Origin of the sequence: Periweissella cryptocerci (genome assembly GCF_004358325.1) — a bacterium.
GTDB lineage: Bacteria > Bacillota > Bacilli > Lactobacillales > Lactobacillaceae > Periweissella > Periweissella cryptocerci.
On sequence record NZ_CP037940.1, the window covers coordinates 1,956,335 to 1,971,778 of the forward strand.

Here is a 15,444-nt window from a genome sequence, read left to right on the forward strand (position 1 = left end):
TTCAAATGCTTGTCTTCCATCACGGTGTCCAGACTGGTTCCAGCCTCGTAGTGGAAATCAATCTGAGACACATATCCAAATTCCACGCTAGAAAAATTTTAGCCGAATAATTAAATAAGTATGTTAGCTGGAGCTAGGACTAAATTTGTCTTAGCTCTTTTTAATGCAGTCAAGGTATTGCGGATTTTATAGGAGAAGCATGTAAAATATTTCAGCGTGTTAAAGAAATATGTTAAAGTGAAAAGATAATATTTTAATCAAAAAGGGGATGAGTACATTGGCAAGTAACCAATTTAACGATGAAAAAGTTCCAACCCGCGTAATCCTGGCAATCGCTGGTGCCGGCGTGTTATCGTTCACGGGGATTCTTAGTGAAACATCATTGAACGTGACATTTCCTCACTTGATGCACGAATTTGGGGTCAACATTGCGATGGTGCAATGGGTAACGACGGCCTATCTGTTGGCAGTGTCCTTAGTGATGACAACTTCGGCTTTCTTCAAAGCAACGCTCTCATCACGCCGGATCTTCTTGATGGGCTTTATTTCCTTTATTGCTGGTGTGTTTATTTCAGCTTTAGCACCGACATTTCCGATTTTGATTCTGGGACGGTTGGCGTCCGGTGTTGGGACGGGGTTCTTGATGCCGTTAATGTTTAATATCATCTTAACGAGTGTGCCTATCCGCCGAATTGGGACTTACATGGGAATCGGTGCGATGATTTCGTCAATGGCTCCAGCATTTGGCCCGACTTTTGGTGGGACGATGGCGTACTACTCTAACTGGCGTTATATTTTCTGGATTTTGGTGCCAATTGCGTTAATTGCGTTTGCGATTGGGATTAAAAACATTTCAAATACGAAACCAGCTAGTACCAAGCCATTGCAGTTCGACTTTACCCGGTTTGGCCTGCTTGGGGCGACTTATTTCTTGATTTTATACGGTCTGGCATCAGTTGGCGCCGAAGGTAAAGTTGGTGTGCAATTTTTTGTCCCATTAGGAATTGCGTTAGTGTTAATTGCAATTTTTATTCGCTTATCGCAAACGGCAACGCGGATGTTCTTGAATATTCGGATTTTCAAAAATAAAGCGTTTGTGTACAGTGTCATTATTTATATGATTGTGCAATTTTCTAACTTGGGAATGAACTTCATGCTACCAAACTTTGGGCAAATCGTGCTTGGTGCGACGTCGTTGTTTGCGGGGCTAATGTTGTTTCCCGGTAGTGTGGTCGGTGCAGTGGCAAACCCATTGTTTGGCCGCATGCTAGATAAGATGGGACCCAAAAAACCGTTGTATCTTGGTAATACGATTTTCACAGTGTTACTGATTGCTTTTGCGTTAGCGGGTACACACTTATCGATTCTGTCAGTGATGGTCTTCTACCTACTCTTCACGATTGGCCGTAGTATGACTTACGGTAATGTGATGGCCAATGGGTTGCGTGAGATTCCTGCTGAATTACGACCTGATGGAAATGCTATTTTTAATACTTTCCAACAAATCGCCGGTGCGTTAGGAACTACGGTGATGTCATTATTTATGACAATGGGACCGGGCAGTGAACGAGTTAATGCGCAAGATGGTAGTATCCGGGCATGGATATTCTTAGCGTTGCTAGGGCTATTGAATTTCTGGTTATTAAGCCAAGTCTTCAAGCATGGTAACAATGAAATTCCAGCAACCGCCGAGTAAAAATACGAACAAAATAAAGGAAGTGGGGCAAAAGGTGATTTGCAACCTTGATATAATGAAACTTAATTCGTCAGCGATAGCGAGCGTGGTGATGAATTAAGTGAGTTATATCAACGGTTACAGCCTTTTGTCCCACGTTAATAAGCCGAATTTCTACCTTACTAAGATAAGGAGAAATTCGGCTTATTTTGCAGGCTGGACAATTTATGTCCCAGCCCCTTTTACTGTAGGAGCGATATTCAATTTTAGGTGGAGACTAGGCTGCTACACCGAGAAGCGAGCTATGTTCGGGAAAAGTTTGCCGGAACAAAGCGTTTAAGCTGTACATTTTACGCACACCATTAACACTGAGGCGGACATATAGGTAACCGCGCCCGTGGACTGTTGCACGTAGTGACTTGAACTTGCGGACATGGCCGCTTTCATCAACTGATTCTAAGCGAAATACTTCACCGGCAGGGTTCATGCCGTAGGTACCTTCAAATCCAGGAATAGTTCGTAATTTTGTCATGTATTAGTCTCCGTAATCGATTTTGTTCGTGTGCAAGTGGTAAAACACGAATGATTTCTTAACCACAAGATTTATTATAAAGTAAATACGAACAATTGCAAGTGATGCGCCTAAAAAGATACATGTTTTACGTGAAATTAACACTGAAGCGGGGCGAAAGGCGATTAGAAATCGATTGTTCGTAAATAGGCCTGATTTCTACCTTACACTACAATAAGGAGAAATCAGGCCTATTTTTCGAGCTGGATAATTTATGTCTCAGCTCGATTATTATTTACCGGTTGCTTGTGCGCCGGCATCTTTTGGTAAGGTTAGTATTTCAAATAATGGGTATAACGAAATTACAGCGAGGATTAAAAACGTCCATTTGAAAGCACTGGCGGTATTAAACAAATTGCCAAAACCAGCTAGTCCGGCTGCCGCAAAACCAATTCCGAGCGCCTGTGACAAATTCTGAGCTACCGATGAAAGAGTATTCGCAGAGTTTTTTTGCTCCCGCGATAGATCGGCAAAACTTAAGCCATTATAGGCGGTCAATGCTAATGAACGGCCAACCCCAGACACAAGGGCCGCAAACATAATCCAGAATGCGGGAGTGTTTGGGGTGACAAAGGCTAAGCCAATCGTGGCGAGAAAGGCCAAGCCTAACGCAATAACGATTGCGCCACGATATGAGAACTTTTGAATAATTGGGGTAGTAAAGGGCTTGATACCAATGTTACCAACGAAGATGAACAGGACGTAGGTTCCAGCGCGGGCAGCTGACCAGTGGAATGAAGTCTGGAGCATTAACGTCAACATATATGGCAAGGCCCCAATTGTCATCCAAAAGATTGAACCACCGGTTTGAAAGACCCGAAAAGTTGGAATTTTGAGCGCTTCTAGTGAGAATAAGGGATGCTTAACACGTCCTAAATGGCGGAAGGCAAACATTCCAATTGCGATTGCCACGATGAAGAGAACGATAACTAGGGTTTTGGATACAGCAGCATTTGTAATCAATTCCGAAGCTATCAAAACACCAGCCGCCGCGAGCCCGACTAGAATAAATCCCAAGGCATCAAAAGGTGCCGGCTTTGGTGATTGGTCATCGACAATTGTTTTACGACCAATCAAAATAATTGCGATACCGATGGGCACGTTGATTAAGAATATCCAATGCCAAGTTGTATAAGTTACGATGAGGCCACCAAGTAATGGGGCGATAACTGGTGCCATGAGTGCCGGCCATACTAAAAACGAAATCATCTTCAAGAGGTCGCGGGGTTCGGTTTGTTCGAGCACGATTAAACGCCCAACGGGAACCATCATGGCACCCGCGATACCTTGAAAGATCCGCATTGTTAGTAAGAAACCAAAACTTGGGCTTAAGGCGCTTAATAGGGAGCTAATCGCAAAGATACCAACGGCCGTAATAAAGAGGCGTTTTCGTTGCCAGATAGTCGCAAGCCACCCACTCAAAGGAATGAAGATGGCGACGGCGAGCATATAGGTACTAACTAATAAACTGGTGGTACTACTTGCAACGTGAAAGTCACGACTAAGAGTTGGTAAGGCAGTCGTAATAATAGTTCCATCAAGAACTTCCATGAAAAGGCTCGCAGCAATCACGAGGGCAGTTTTGATTCGAGAGGGCATGATTTATTACCTCGATTTAATGAAAAGAACTTACCATTTTTGGCAAGTTCCAGCAATGTTACTTATTAGCAATGATTTTGATTGTGTTATCTTCAAAATCTTTAATCGTAAAGACGACTTTTTGGCCTTCTTCAACGGGTTCGCCAACTTGGGTCACGTAATAACTTGCTAAGTGGTTAGCAAGTTCAGCTTGATGATCTTTAACGGTTAAAGTGAGTTCAGTTGGTTCAGCATTTTCATCTAAAACTAAACGTTCTTGTTGCAAGATGAGATGTTCAAAATTTTCGTGTTCAACAACGGGAATGTCAAATACTTCGTGAAAGAACCGAAATTCACGCGCAGCATTCTTAACTGGAATTGTGTGGGTACTAATAGTTTTTGGTTTCATGGGACGGCTCCTTCTATAACAAATAATATGTAAAATAACCGTTGACTAGTATACCATTTTCAGCTCGGAATGGCGTCCTTTTGGTGGGGGATAAGTCGCAAGTTGACCCAAAATCTGCTATAGTTATTAGAAGTATTTTTTTGCACACGTCGGAACTTGCGATTTATCCGCATTCCGTTTCAAGTCCGAAAGAGGGTAGAAATGGCATTATTAGAAGTCAGCGACTTATCAATGAGTTATGCTGAAAAGAAATTGTATGAAGATGCTGAATTTCAGCTGAACAAAGGTGAACACATGGGGATTGTCGGCCAAAATGGGGCTGGTAAATCAACGTTAATCCGCATTTTAACTGGGCAAACGTTACCTTTGAATGGGAAAATTAAATGGCAAAATAACATCCGCGTCGGGTATTTGGATCAATACGCTGATATTCCAGCGGGGATGACTTTGATTGATTTCTTACACACGGCGTTTGCAGAGTTATTCGCCAAAGAAAAAGAAATGACCGAATTGTACACGGAGTACGCGAATACCCTGGAAGACAAATATTTGGACCGGGCCGGGCGCTTGCAAGAACAATTGGATGCCCGTGATTTTTACAATATTGAAACTGAAATCGAACGCGTCATTAGCGGGTTGGGTTTGAATTCAATTGGGCGTGATCACATTATTAGTGAAATGTCAGGTGGGCAACGTTCTAAAATTATTTTAGCGAAGCTGTTGCTAGAAAATGATGACGTCATTATTCTGGATGAACCAACGAACTACTTGGATACGAGTCACATCGAGTGGTTAATTGATTACCTCCAAAATTTCGAAGGCGCTGCGATTGTAATTTCCCATGACTATGACTTCTTAGAACAAGTTACTAATTCAATTGCGGATGTTGGTTTAGGAAAAATCACCAAGTACCGTGGGAGTTTCCAACAAGCCATGCGACAAAAAGAAGAACGTAAAGTTTCACAACAACGCGCATTTGAACAACAACAAGTGGTAATTGAAAAAGCCCAAAAGTTCATTTCAAAAAACAAAGCAGGTTCAAAATCAAACCAAGCCAAGTCACGTGAAAAAATGTTGGATAAACTTGAACGGGTAACGCCGCCGGACGATAACATGCGAGCTTCGTTTGATTTCCCATACCTCGATACAGGTTCACAGAATGCCCTTGCAGTTAATGAAATCTCCGTGGGTTATGTGACCCCATTGCTTTCACCAGTAACATTTACGATGACTCATGGTGAAAAAGTCGTGTTCAAGGGTTTTAACGGGGTTGGTAAATCAACGTTAATCAAGTCAATTCTGGGGGTTATTCCAGCTTTGTCAGGGGATGCCGAATTTTCACCATCGGCCCACGTTAATTACTTTGATCAGGATTTGGAATGGGATGACGATAGCATGACACCGCTAGAAGTAATGCGTGATGCGTTCCCATTACTGGAACCAAAGACAATTCGGACACGCCTTGGGGCAGCCGGGATTAATGCGGCCAATGCGATGAAGGAAATGCGGCTCTTATCTGGTGGTGAACAAACTAAGGTTAAGATTGCGTTGATGGAACTGACACCAGCTAATTTCTTGATTTTAGATGAACCAACGAACCACTTGGATGACGAAACCAAGGACGGCTTGAAGAAGGCATTGAAAAAATTCCCAGGCAACCTAATTTTAGTTTCGCACGAGGAATCCTTCTACAAAGACTGGATCACCAAGGAGCTCAACGTAGAAAGCCTATCACTGAAAGGCAAATAAATGGTTAATGAGTGCTATTGCCACTCCGTTAGTTTGAGTTCTTATTTATATCTGCGACATGATAACACTAAACAGAATGTTGAATGTCTAACTAACGGAGTGGAATTTTTGGTTTGGCGTTTACCTCGCACCATGGTGGCCGAACCAAAAATTGCACGCAGTGGCAGCATAAAAACTAGCAATAACCGCGTAAAATAAAGGATTAATATTATGAATAATGTTATTACTAATACCATCACAGACCAAAGCTTAGGGCTTGATGATGTTGAACCAAATACACGTTATGAAAACTGTGAAATTGGTTATTCCAATCACGGAATTAGTTTGAATAATGTTGAGTTCGTTAACTGTACGTTTGCACAGAGTGACTTTCGGAATGGTGAATTCATTGATGTGAAGTTTATCAAGACGCAATTGTTGAGTGCAGATTTTACAGAAGCGTACTTTATTGATTCTCTTTTTGATCATGCCAATGTTCAAGGTGGGAACTTTAACATGGCTGTGATTAAGAAAACCAAGTTTTTGGGCGCTAACCTGCGTTACAGTAATTTTAGTGAAACTAAGCTAACGGATGTCGATTTTTCCAAGTCGTTGTTAATTGATAGTTCGTTTCAAGCGGTCACGTTGAAGCACGTTGTGTTTGCTGAAGCCAATATTGATCAAATTGATTTTATTGATACGAATTTGAAAGGGCTGGATTTACGCGCGGCTGAATTTGATTCACTATTAGTTAGTCCAAATTTGCTACGTGGTGTGGTGATATCACAATGGCAGTCGCCGATTTTCGCGGCTTTACTGGGGATAAACGTTCAATAGATAGAGGGATAATGATGGCTGAAAACCGTTACCAAGCAATTGAAATTACAAATATGATTATGATTGAAAATCCGGTGACACATGAAATTTTAGTGGAAGACCGTAAGAATCCCAAGTGGCCAGGTGTTACATTTCCCGGTGGACATGTCGAAGCCGGTGAAACGGTGGTGGAGTCAGCATATCGCGAAGCACTTGAAGAAACTGGGTTGACGATTGAAAATCCTGTGATGGTCGGAATCAAGGAATGGCCCTTAGCCGATGGTGCGCGATACGTAGTGTTCTTGTTTAAGGCTACGGCGTACACGGGTGAAATCAAAGCAAGCCGTGAAGGTGAAATCTTTTGGACGACGCGGGAACAACTAGTTGATTTCGTCCTACCAAAGACTTTCAAAGAAATGCTCCCAGTGTTTGATGATGCCAATATTTCTGAATTAGCCTTGAAAAATCGCAACCCTGATGGTGTTTGGGAAACACACTGGCAATAAATGGGACGATAATAATGTGCAGTGAACCCCCGATGTTGGATTAAATCTAATACCGGGGGTTCATTTCAATAATGTCCATTTTTTACAATTATTGACCAATTCTTTCCGTTATAATTTATTCATGGTAGTAAATAAATAACGAAACCGGAGCGCAAATTATGACTTTAGATTTTGAAAAAATGAACCAAGCAGTTAACAGTGAAACTAATGCAGGTGGCTTTGCCAACTTAATGAAAAACTTCATGAAATTAGGCGTGACACGCTACGATTATTTGGTGGCAGAGGGCATGTATCGTTTTTACGATGTGGATAGTTCAGTAGACTTACAAATGAACGGTGTTCCCAAGAACGTTGCTGAAGTGGGTGATCCAGTCGCAATCAAAGCCGCAGTTCGGCAAGCACAAGCAGGTGCAATTGTCTTTGAACAATTTTGCGAATTAGCTGGACAAGCTGGTGTGCCAGTCTGGACGAGTGATTTAGTTGCTAAGCATGTGACTTATTTCGATGGCAACGGTAAAGAACTGCTAGTTGAAGCAATTCCTGGCTTGTAAAAAACGCTGAGTTCTTTTGCACGATAATTAATAAAAATAGGGTAGGTACAACTTTTTCGACTAGTCATCGGAACTTGTGCTTGCCCTATTTTTGGTTCTATTTCGTCTGACGTGGAATTTATAAAATGTATGATGCCACTGCGTGGAATTATTGATTACTGCTAAACATGCAGCGACAAGGATTGCGGCATAATACTAGTCAGACTGCCTACTCAAACTAACGAAGAGGCTGGAAACAGGCTGGACTTTAGCTCGCACCGTGATGGCATAGGAGCTGGGACAAAACCTTAGCTCGTTATAAATAAATAGGCCTCAAGATTTCGTTTTTTGAAATCTTGAGGCCTATTTTTTATGTATATATTGTTTACTCACGAAAAGGCATCATTTGGTGGCCAATTTCTTCATGTTCATTGCCATCAAGGCGATTCCGACTTCACGTTTCACTCGCTCGATCCTCTGACCGAGAAGCGAGTGAACCCAAAATAAGCTTTCAATCTGCCGAAAACCGATTCTACGTCAATCTTTCGTTGGGCGTAGATGGCTTGGTTTTCTTCTTTTGAAAACTCACTTCTAATTTTCGCTTTATGATATTCAAATGCCGGATTCACTGTAATTTTTCTCGTATATCCTTTAGGCGTTAACGCAGCCGCAATATCTTCTAAATTTTCCGTCTGAGCTTCAGCTTCATAAACTTTAAAGTCACGAACGAATCCGTATTTATCAGTTCGTTTACTTAGACGTTTAAAATTAAATCTAACGTTTCGTGGGTCCACATAATAGTCATCTTCCGCACAGTAATTCCAATTCATGACTTTCCGTTCATCGGTCTGCCACTTTTTGCTGGTTTCTTTTAACATCGTGCCGTATGGAATCAGCACTGTAGTAGCTGGGTATTCATCTTCGAGTTGCCGATAATTACTTTCCGAACCATATCCGGCATCTGCGACAATCGTTGAACCCAACGTTTCGTATTGTTTGAGTTGATCAACAAAAGGCATCAACGTACGCGTATCAGTTGGATTTTGGAAAATTCCATAGCCTAAGACAAATTGAGCGTTGGTAGCGATTTGTAAATTATAGGCTGGTTTCAATTGACCATTCTGCATGTAATCTTCTTTAACCCGCATGAAAGTAGCGTCAGTATCAGTCTTGGAATAGCTATTGCGTTCATTATAAGTTTCTATTTGGTGTTGATACGCTAGCTTTTTGTCACGAATATGTTCAACCTTATTAAGGTGCTTTTTAGTATTCCGGCGCGCTTGTTTGGCGGGGTTAGGCGACACTTTCTGTGTAGCTACGACTTGTTGTTCTTGTTTTGCTAAGTACGATTCTAGGTGCGCAATCACATCGTCTAATTCTTCAACTGACAAATCAGTATATTCTGGTAACTGTAATGATTGTTGTTCTGCCATAATATCTTGAATTAATTGTTGAGCTTTGACGGTATTCATTTTATCGAAACGAATTGTGTTTTTCTTCCACACAAAACTGAACTTGTTGGCATCCGCTAAAATTTTGGTACCGTCAATATAGATTACATCATCAATATATCCTTTGTCGTGAAGTAATTTGGTGAAACGCGAAAACGCCGAGCTAATCATGGCTTCTGACAAGTCTGACACTCGGAAACGATTAATTGTGCGATATGATGGCTGTGCTTCTTGAGTCAGCCACATCGCAATAATGTTTTCTTGGGCGAACTCGGCAATCCGCCGACCGCTACGCACGCCACGGGTATATGCGAATAAAACTAGTTTCATCATTAATCGTGGATCATACTCAAGTGGTCGACCAGTAGTATAGAAGATAGTTACGTCCATGTCCTCAACTAATTCGTTAATGTAGTGTGCCACATGATTTTTATCAGGTTCATAAGCCGTTGGAATATCCAACATGATTTGGTTCATGTTATAATTTTTCATAGGGAATACCTCACTGTGAATAAGGGACGACCGACTTGATAACGTTGCTGTTACAGCGTTATCTTTACATATAATTATACTAAAAAGAGCTTAACCGCACGCTTTTCAGCACTTGGTTAAGCTCTTTTTGGGTCTGGAGTTATGTCCCAGCCCCTATGGATTTGTGAAGATGGTTACCGCGTCAGCGAACCAAGCTTCGCAAACATTTGAAGACCGTACTGTGGCTTCAAATGCTTGTCTTCCATCACGGTGTCCAGACTGGTTCCAGCCTCGTAGTGGGAATCAATCTGAGACACATATCCAAATTCCACGCTAGAAAAATTTTAGCCTATTTTTTGCTGTATTGAATAAAGTACTTTGACACACACAGTAGTTGCGTGTATAGTACTTTGTAAGACATAGCAATTATAAAGGAGGATGCCAGATGACACATGAAATTTCTAAAGACACAATTCGTGGACACACGGACACGATTGTCTTAAATATTTTGGCGCAAGGTGATAGTTATGGTTATCGGATTGCACAAACTATTCGCGAGATGTCCGGTGGCACATATGAATTGAATGAAGCCACGTTGTATACGGTGTTTCGCCGTCTTGAAAAAAACGGTGATATTGAAAGCTATTACGGGAATGAAACCCAGGGTGGGCGCCGTAAATATTATAAGTTAACTAATCAAGGTCAGCTTGCATTGCAACAGCGGTTGGAAGCATGGGAATTCGCCAAGCACGTCATTGATAATTTGATTCGTGGAAAGGTTACGGAGGAATAATAAAATGAATGAAGTAGAACAAGCAGTGGATGCTAAACTTGCAGAACTTTTTGAAAAATACCCTAATACAGCCGAAATGCAAGATTTTCGTGGTGAATTGCGCAGTGATATTCTAGAATCTGTCCAAGAAAAAGTCGAAGGCGGGGCGGGATTAAAGACTGCTTTGAACGCTGCCCTTGCTGATTTTGGTGATTTAGACAGCACTATCAAGGAAATTAGCAACGTTGAGGCTAATTTTGCGGCGGATGAACGACCGGAAAAAGTTGGATTGTTTAGCCGCGTTAAGTTGGTAAATTCAACCCAAACTGATTTGAACGCCGTGACTGAAATTCAGTTTGATTTAAAAGATTTAATTATCAATGTGCAACCGGGGAATAGCGATTTACTGGAAATTGATGAATATATGACGAAACAAAAGCCAGAATATTTTATCAAGCAAGTTCGGCAAGGTGGGCGGTTAATTATTACGAGTGGTAATAAGCCATTGTTAGGTAACTTGCACCAACGCTTGGAGGTTCGGCTGCCGTTAACTTATGTGGAAACATTAACGATTGATTTGAAATCAGGTTTGATTAACATTGATAATATTCAACAATCAGTGAAGCTGAATATCGTTTCAACCTCTGGAATTACGAAATTAAACAACGTTGATGTTCGTGAAATCACTGGTAAAACCAGCTCTGGTAGTTGGAAGGCGAGCCACGTCTCAACCCAACTGTTACAAGCGCAGGTTAAAAGTGGCACGATGAAGCTAGATGACGTCACCGCGCAATTCCAAATGGATACAACTAGTGGCTCAATCAAGGGAACTAATTTGCATGGGGCGGGTGATATTACCGTTAAAAGCGGCACGACACGTTTAGATTTCGATGAACTGATTGGTGACCTTAACTTAAACGGGAATTCCGGCACGATTCGGGTGAATACGCCGATGAATCAAGATTTCTTGTTTGATTTACAGGCTAAATCCGGCACTGTTGCGGTTAAACGAGAAGCTGAATATCAATATGACGTCCAAGCTTTGAAGGTTGGGCAAACAGCGGCAGATGCCAAATATAAAATCTCAGCAAAAGTTAAATCAGGTACTGTGCGAATTGATTAAATCTGGTATGATAGTGTACCTGCACTAATAGTAAGTGCTGTGTTATGATAGGCACTTATACAGAATTAAGTGGTCAGAAATATTGGTTCGTTAGCAAGTTATTAGTAACATACCACTCCGTTAATTTGGTATGCAGCTATAAGCAAACTAACAGCACCAAATAGTAATATGTAATGTAACCAAAGGAACCGTCCGGGTAGCCTTTGTAATGTAAGCAAGGAGAATGCATGTGGGATTTTTAGTTAAATTTGCCAAGAAGTATCGGTTAGATATTTTCTGGGCGTTCATTTCGATTGCTGTTATGACGGGTTCAGCGCTTTGGCAACCAAAGTTACTGCAAAAAGTCATGGAAGCAATCATCAAGAATGATAGCAATCAAGTTGATAAATTAGGCTTTCAATTGATTCTGATTGCCGTCATTGGTTTGGTTGGTGGAGCGATTAATACAATTTTTGCTGCCAAAGTGGCCCAAGGAATGGCAGCTGATATTCGGGAAAAGACGTATCGTAAAATTCAAGATTTTTCATATGCGAATATTGAAAAATTTTCAGCGGGTAACCTGGTTGTGCGGTTGACCAATGATATTACCCAAATTCAAAACTTAGTAATGATGTTCTTACAATCATTGCTCCGGATTCCAATTTTGTTTATCGGTTCATTTATTTTAGCGATTATGACATTGCCTAAGTTGTGGTGGATTATCATTGTGATGGTAATTTTGATTGTCTTTGTGTCTGGTTTGTCATTTGGGCGCATGGGCCGATACTTCGGTAAAATGCAAAAAATGATTGACCGCGTTAACACACTTGCCAAGGAAAACTTGATGGGTGTACGCGTGGTGAAGTCATTTGTGCAAGAAGATAATGAAATCAAGCGCTTTACGACAACATCGGATGAAATGCGTGATTTGAACATTGTTATTGGTAATTTGTTTGCGATTATCGTACCAGCATTCATGTTGATTGCGAACGTTGCGATTGCCGCATCAATTTATTTTGTCGGTAACATGGTGGATACTGACCCATCAACGTTAGCGGCCGTGACATCATTTGTGAACTATATGATGCAAATCATGATGGCCATTATTATTGGTGGGATGATGAGTACTTTTGCTTCCCGTGGATTGGTTTCAGTTGGCCGGATTAAAGAAATTTTGGCAACAACTAATGATTTGAATTACAATAATGCCGCGCCGGTAACTGAATTGACTGGGAAGGTTGAATTTAACCACGTTGATTTCACTTATCCCGGGGATGACGAAGCTACGTTGCACGACATCTCATTTACGGCTGAACCTGGTCAAATGATTGGGGTTGTTGGTGGGACTGGTTCTGGTAAATCAACCTTAGTTCAATTGATTCCACGTTTGTTCGATCCAACTGCTGGAACGGTCAAGATTGATGATATTGATTTGAAGGATGTAAACGAAAAGAGTTTGCGTAAGGCAGTTTCATTTGTTTTACAACGGGCAGTGTTATTTTCTGGGACAATTGCCGATAACTTACGCCAAGGTAAGAAAGATGCAACATTGGCTGACATGCAGCGCGCAGCGCGGATTGCACAAGCAGCAGAGTTCATCGAAAAATATCCTGATACGTATGATGCACCAGTTGAAGAACGTTCATCAAACTTTTCTGGTGGTCAAAAGCAACGACTTTCAATTGCTCGTGGTGTCATTGGTAATCCTAAAATCTTGATTTTGGATGATTCAACTTCAGCCTTAGATGCGAAGTCAGAAAAGCTCGTTAAGCAGGCGTTAGATACTGAGTTAAAAGACACGACGACGTTTGTGATTGCCGAAAAAATTGCTTCAGTGATTAATGCGGATAAAATTATCGTGCTTGATGAAGGACGTGTTGTCGGTGAAGGGTCGCACGCCGAACTAGTTGCTCATAATAAGTTCTATCAAGAAATATACCAAACCCAAAAAGCCAAAGAAACAACGAAGGAGGTGCAATAACATGGAAGAAATTATTCGTGGGACTAAGTTTTTTGTCCACTACCTAAAACGTTATAAGTTAAGTTTGATTTTTGTGACGTTGTTGACGATTGCTTCGACTTATTTCCAAGTTAAGGCACCCATCTTCATGGGACGCGCCATTACTGAATTAGCTAAGTATGTGGGCATGTTGATGAACCCACAAACGCATAATTTAGCATCAAAAACGAGCTTTCATAATGCCTTGTGGATGATGCTGTTATTCTTCGTATTCAATGCGATTGCGATGTTCTTATCGAGTCTAATCATTTCGCGTGTTACAGGTTATTCAACCAATGAGATGCGGACGGGCTTGTTTAGTAAGTTACAACGGATGACGATTCGCTACTTTGATTCCCACCGTGATGGTGAAATCTTGTCACGTTTCACATCTGACTTGGATAATATCTTTAACGCAATGAACCAAGCTTTGTTCCAACTATTTTCAAACGTTGCCTTAATGATTGGGATTTTGATCATGATGTTCCGTGAAAATACGCAATTAGCATGGGCAACGATTGCGACAACGCCAGTTGCGATTTTGATTGCGTTCTTCATGATTAGTAAAGCCCGTAAGTACGTGGATTTACAACAAGATGAAGTTGGTCATTTGAACGGGTATATTAACGAACAAATCGCTGGTGAACGCATTATTATCACCAATGGGTTACAAGACGAATCAACGACTGGCTTCCTTGGTTACAACGAGCGTGTGCGTAAAGCAACGTTCAAGGGCCAAGTTTATTCCGGTATGCTTTTCCCATTGATGCAAGGGATGTCATTGATTAACACGGCGATTGTGATTTTCTTTGGTTCATGGTTAGCCTTGAATGGCAGCATGTCCCAAGCAACCGCGTTGGGATTAGTGGTAATTTTCGTTCAATATTCACAACAATATTACCAACCAATCACCCAAATTACGTCATTGTACAATATGCTGCAACTCGCAATTACTGGGGCCCGGCGCTTGAATGAAGTCTTTGACGAGCCGGACGAAGTAAACCCTGCTGATGGTAAGATGATTGGTAATTTACAAACGGGTATCAAGTTAAACGATATTCGCTTTGGCTACAATGAAGAACGTGAAATTCTCCACGGTGTTTCAATTGATGTGGATAAGGGGCAAATGGTTGCCTTAGTTGGGCCAACGGGTTCTGGTAAGACGACGGTTATGAATTTGTTGAACCGGTTCTATGATGTTACTGGTGGTTCAGTGACGTTTGACGGCCTTGATGCCCGTGAGATGGATATCGATTCCTTGCGTGAACACGTCGGAATTGTGCTCCAAGATTCAGTATTATTTAGTGGTACAATCCGCGATAATATTGTTTTTGGTAAGCCCGAAGCAACAGATGAAGAAGTTTACGATGCGGCTAAACAAGCCAATATTCACGACTTTATCATGGCGTTGGAAAAGGGTTATGATACTGAAGTGTCTGATGAAAACTCAGTCTTCTCTACCGGTCAAAAACAATTAGTATCAATTGCTCGGACAATTTTGACTAATCCAGACTTGTTAATTTTGGATGAAGCGACATCGAACGTGGATACGGTGACGGAAGCCCGTATCCAAAAGGCGATGGACAATGTCATTCAAGGTCGGACGAGCTTTGTGATTGCCCACCGTTTGAAGACAATCTTGAACGCGGACAAAATTGTGGTCTTGCGTGATGGTGAAGTCATTGAACAAGGTAGCCACGCTGAACTATTGGCAGAAGATGGTTTCTACGCCGAACTTTATACGAATCAAATGGTTTTTGAATAAAATTGGTCACTACGTGCCGGCAAATTGCTTGGCGCACCACGCTGGAAGCGGCCTCCCAAGCCAAAGTGCGG

Annotated in this window: 13 protein-coding genes; 9 read left to right on the forward strand and 4 right to left on the reverse strand. The window is 41.5% G+C overall.

All coding sequences use genetic code 11. From position 1 onward, the window contains the following. Nucleotides 1-277: 277 nt before the first annotated feature. On the forward strand, nucleotides 278-1,696 hold the full coding sequence (locus EQG49_RS08600; protein ID WP_165964845.1) for an MFS transporter: 1,419 nt from the start codon (nucleotides 278-280) through the stop codon (nucleotides 1,694-1,696). A gap of 256 nt (nucleotides 1,697-1,952) precedes the next feature. Here EQG49_RS08600 and EQG49_RS08605 read toward each other — a convergent pair whose 3' ends face one another. The 3 genes from EQG49_RS08605 to EQG49_RS08615 all read right to left on the reverse strand — a co-directional run bounded on the left by EQG49_RS08605 (nucleotide 1,953) and on the right by EQG49_RS08615 (nucleotide 4,233). Further along, nucleotides 1,953-2,207, reverse strand: a complete 255-nt coding sequence (locus EQG49_RS08605; RefSeq protein WP_133363607.1) for a hypothetical protein — start codon at nucleotides 2,205-2,207, stop codon at nucleotides 1,953-1,955. Nucleotides 2,208-2,477: 270 nt separating this feature from the next. Then, on the reverse strand, nucleotides 2,478-3,845 hold the full coding sequence (locus tag EQG49_RS08610; protein ID WP_133363608.1) for an MFS transporter: 1,368 nt from the start codon (nucleotides 3,843-3,845) through the stop codon (nucleotides 2,478-2,480). Between the two features lie 58 nt (nucleotides 3,846-3,903). Continuing rightward, a complete protein-coding gene (locus EQG49_RS08615; RefSeq protein WP_133363609.1) occupies nucleotides 3,904-4,233 on the reverse strand; it encodes a lactoylglutathione lyase in 330 nt (109 codons plus the stop codon). Nucleotides 4,234-4,434: 201 nt separating this feature from the next. Between EQG49_RS08615 and EQG49_RS08620 the strand changes: the two genes are divergently transcribed. The 4 genes from EQG49_RS08620 (at nucleotide 4,435) to EQG49_RS08635 (ending at nucleotide 7,834) form a co-directional block, all read left to right on the forward strand. Then, nucleotides 4,435-5,982, forward strand: coding sequence for an ABC-F family ATP-binding cassette domain-containing protein (locus tag EQG49_RS08620; RefSeq protein WP_133363610.1), 1,548 nt, complete (start codon nucleotides 4,435-4,437; stop codon nucleotides 5,980-5,982). A 210-nt stretch (nucleotides 5,983-6,192) separates the two neighbouring features. Beyond that, nucleotides 6,193-6,798, forward strand: coding sequence for a pentapeptide repeat-containing protein (locus EQG49_RS08625; RefSeq protein WP_133363611.1), 606 nt, complete (start codon nucleotides 6,193-6,195; stop codon nucleotides 6,796-6,798). A 14-nt stretch (nucleotides 6,799-6,812) separates the two neighbouring features. After that, nucleotides 6,813-7,283 (forward strand): 8-oxo-dGTP diphosphatase, encoded by a 471-nt coding sequence (locus EQG49_RS08630; protein ID WP_133364558.1) that lies wholly within the window; start codon nucleotides 6,813-6,815, stop codon nucleotides 7,281-7,283. A gap of 158 nt (nucleotides 7,284-7,441) precedes the next feature. Beyond that, nucleotides 7,442-7,834 (forward strand): DUF1398 family protein, encoded by a 393-nt coding sequence (locus EQG49_RS08635; protein WP_133363612.1) that lies wholly within the window; start codon nucleotides 7,442-7,444, stop codon nucleotides 7,832-7,834. A 440-nt stretch (nucleotides 7,835-8,274) separates the two neighbouring features. Here the strand turns inward: EQG49_RS08635 and EQG49_RS08640 are convergent, their stop codons facing one another. Then, entirely contained in the window at nucleotides 8,275-9,756 is a 1,482-nt protein-coding gene (locus EQG49_RS08640; protein ID WP_133363613.1) for an IS1182 family transposase, read from the reverse strand. A 424-nt stretch (nucleotides 9,757-10,180) separates the two neighbouring features. Here EQG49_RS08640 and EQG49_RS08645 point away from each other — a divergent pair, with 424 nt between their 5' ends. The 4 genes from EQG49_RS08645 (at nucleotide 10,181) to EQG49_RS08660 (ending at nucleotide 15,373) form a co-directional block, all read left to right on the forward strand. Beyond that, nucleotides 10,181-10,528 (forward strand): PadR family transcriptional regulator, encoded by a 348-nt coding sequence (locus EQG49_RS08645; RefSeq protein ID WP_133363614.1) that lies wholly within the window; start codon nucleotides 10,181-10,183, stop codon nucleotides 10,526-10,528. Between the two features lie 4 nt (nucleotides 10,529-10,532). Continuing rightward, nucleotides 10,533-11,630, forward strand: coding sequence for a DUF4097 family beta strand repeat-containing protein (locus tag EQG49_RS08650; protein WP_133363615.1), 1,098 nt, complete (start codon nucleotides 10,533-10,535; stop codon nucleotides 11,628-11,630). A gap of 229 nt (nucleotides 11,631-11,859) precedes the next feature. Beyond that, a complete protein-coding gene (locus EQG49_RS08655) occupies nucleotides 11,860-13,590 on the forward strand; it encodes an ABC transporter ATP-binding protein (protein ID WP_133363616.1) in 1,731 nt (576 codons plus the stop codon). A 1-nt stretch (nucleotide 13,591) separates the two neighbouring features. Further along, nucleotides 13,592-15,373: an ABC transporter ATP-binding protein gene (locus tag EQG49_RS08660; RefSeq protein WP_133363617.1), complete on the forward strand. Its 1,782-nt coding sequence runs from the start codon at nucleotides 13,592-13,594 to the stop codon at nucleotides 15,371-15,373. Nucleotides 15,374-15,444: the final 71 nt, after the last annotated feature.